The following is a 581-nucleotide window of genomic DNA, read 5'->3' as shown; positions in this document are numbered from 1 at the left end:
CGCGCGCGCCGGGGCTGATGCCGGTGTACCGCAAGCATGTCAGCGAGTACTACGCGCCGAAGAACTTCAACATCTGGTACTACTTCGGCTCGCTGGCGATGCTGATCCTGGTCAACCAGATCGTCACCGGCATCTTCCTGACGATGCACTACAAGACCAGCGCGGCCGAAGCCTTCGCCTCGGTCGAATACATCATGCGCGACGTGGAGTGGGGCTGGCTGATCCGCTACATGCACTCCACCGGGGCCTCGCTGTTCTTCATCGTGGTCTACCTGCACATGTTCCGCGGGCTGCTGTACGGCAGTTACCAGAAGCCACGCGAACTGGTGTGGATCCTCGGCATGCTGATCTACCTGGTGCTGATGGCCGAAGCCTTCATGGGCTACGTGCTGCCGTGGGGCCAGATGTCGTTCTGGGGCGCGAAGGTGATCATTTCCCTGTTCGGTGCGATCCCGGTGATCGGCAACGGGCTGACCGAATGGATCATGGGCGACTACCTGCCCAGTGACGCCACGCTCAACCGCTTCTTCGCCCTGCACGTGATCGCGCTGCCGCTGGTCCTGCTGCTGCTGGTGGTGCTG

Annotated in this window: 1 protein-coding gene; it reads left to right on the top strand. The window is 62.0% G+C overall.

Annotated elements, in window-relative coordinates; all coding sequences use genetic code 11:
• Positions 1 to 581, top strand: a 581-nt coding sequence (locus tag ABB28_RS16615) for a cytochrome b (protein ID WP_161809880.1), incomplete at both ends; no start/stop codon positions are given.

Origin of the sequence: Stenotrophomonas chelatiphaga, from assembly GCF_001431535.1 — a bacterium.
Classification (GTDB): domain Bacteria; phylum Pseudomonadota; class Gammaproteobacteria; order Xanthomonadales; family Xanthomonadaceae; genus Stenotrophomonas; species Stenotrophomonas chelatiphaga.
This window is presented reverse-complemented; position numbering and strand designations above follow the sequence as displayed.